Here is a 1,741-nt window from a genome sequence, read left to right as displayed (position 1 = left end):
TTGAGCCCAGGGCAAAGAAGCGAAGACCGAAGCCTTTGCCACTACTGAACACGCCTCGCACAGCAGCCAGGGCTGCGATTCGCATGCGACGGGGCTTATCCTAGTGGCATGAGGGTCGGGGCACGAATGCGGGCTAGGGCTATGCGGGTTCTGTCGGCATCTAGCGCGCAATCGTGATCCGACCCCCATTGACTAGTCTGCCTCCCGGCAGTTCTCTGCTATAGGTGGTCAAGGTCAACCCGTTTCCACGGCAGTCCGCATTAACAGTGGACGGCATTTTTACCTGTGTAGACAAAAGTGGCCCTGACGTTTACTCCACTTGCAGTGATAGCTATAAAAAAGTGAGCGATTCACATCTCTACCTTTTGAAGGGGAGATGCCGGTGCGTGGGGAGTTTTAAATTTTCTCTGGGCTATAGTGGGACAGTTTTTGGCTGCTGGGGGGCGTAACTTTTATACCTACGTACACCCGGTTTCCCTTGGGGAAACTCAGTTTGCAAGCCACTTTCGGGAGATTTCGATGGATGACTTAAATCTCAGCAGCAGATTTAAACCGCTAAGTTTGTGGTGTACATCACGTTGGCCCCCTGAAGTGCTCATAGCTTCGTCACAACGTAATTGGTTCGACTACGTGTCGGCATTGACTCCAAGCGTCATTGCATTGGTTGTTGCCTACATCGCTTATCGCCAGTGGCGAATCGCGCGGCAGAAACTTCGACTCGACTTGTACGCCAAGCGCTTCGCAGCGTTTGAAGCAACGCTCTACTTTTGTCAAGAACTTCTTGCAGGCGCGGAAACGGATAAGGATCAACTTGCTTTGCTGCATCGGCGGTACATCACGGCGATGACTGAATCTCGCTTCTTATTCGCTTCAAGCTCTGGGGTACGCGCTCTCATGGAAAACTTCAATAAGTCCGCATTTGTCATTAAAGGAAGCCATGAAATTTTGAGAACTCAAGGCATCCCGCCTGAGTATTTTGTCGAGACAAGGGTTCGCCTGAATTCAGAGCAGGCCTCGCTCGACTCAAAGCTCCAAGCCATCGAGGACGCGATGGCACCATACCTGTCCTTCCGGGGTCTAGTCGATTGACGCTCACAAGACAGGCCAAGTCGCTATCGTGTTTTACTTTGCGCGGTATTTGCGCAAAGAGGTAATGAGAAGTAGCAATTTTGTCCAGCCTGCCTTCGACCCGCCATTCGCCTAAAAACGACCTTAAAGCGCACACAAGCCTGCGGCGAACCGGTGAGCGACAGGGTGAAGGTCTGCCGGGGCTGCACTTCGACGGTTTCGTGCTGCTGGTGCACCGTAAGATCGCAATCACCGCTCTCGTTCAACTAGGAGATCACCGCATCATTGCGATAGCCCGCATCGGCCAGGACTCGTCCTGCCTGTAACCCGGTGTAGGTGTGCACCGGGACCAACACCATGAATATGCGGCGAGAATCCAGAGTGAAAATCACTTTCAGGAGATTTTCATGGGTGACTTAAGCATCAGAAGCGTTTGCAAGTCGCAGGACTTGCGTTGCCCATCACGTTAGGTCGCATTTGCAACCGCCATGTCTCCCTATCAGCCATTTAATACAAAGACCCATATGGATACACGCGTCGGTCACCTAGATGTGAGGTAAGCGGATGGGCAACCCATGTTGACGCTGCGTGTGCCTCCATGGCACGAGATCGCAGTTAAATCTGGGAGGGCTGCCAGCGATGCGGCAGCAATTCTTGGATCTGGCTGTTCTTG

General features: G+C 52.7%; 2 protein-coding genes. Both read left to right on the top strand.

The window, feature by feature from the left end; translation table 11 throughout:
* Positions 1-519: 519 nt before the first annotated feature.
* Positions 520-1,089: a hypothetical protein gene (locus tag AC0969_RS19695; protein ID WP_479625845.1), complete on the top strand. Its 570-nt coding sequence runs from the start codon at positions 520-522 to the stop codon at positions 1,087-1,089.
* A gap of 80 nt (positions 1,090-1,169) precedes the next feature.
* Positions 1,170-1,394 carry a hypothetical protein gene (locus tag AC0969_RS19690; RefSeq protein WP_479625844.1) on the top strand — a complete coding sequence of 75 codons (225 nt, stop codon included), beginning with the start codon at positions 1,170-1,172 and terminating at the stop codon, positions 1,392-1,394.
* Positions 1,395-1,741: the final 347 nt, after the last annotated feature.

This window comes from Rhodoferax sp. LB1P47, from assembly GCF_056521445.1.
The sequence above is the reverse complement of the archived record's forward strand: the minus strand, read 5'-3'. Positions and strand labels throughout refer to the sequence as shown.

Bases quoted from the DNA above. Each gene is read 5' to 3' on its own strand.
- AC0969_RS19695 (WP_479625845.1), top strand. From the start codon at position 520: ATGGATGACTTAAATCTCAGCAGCAGATTTAAACCGCTAAGTTTGTGG.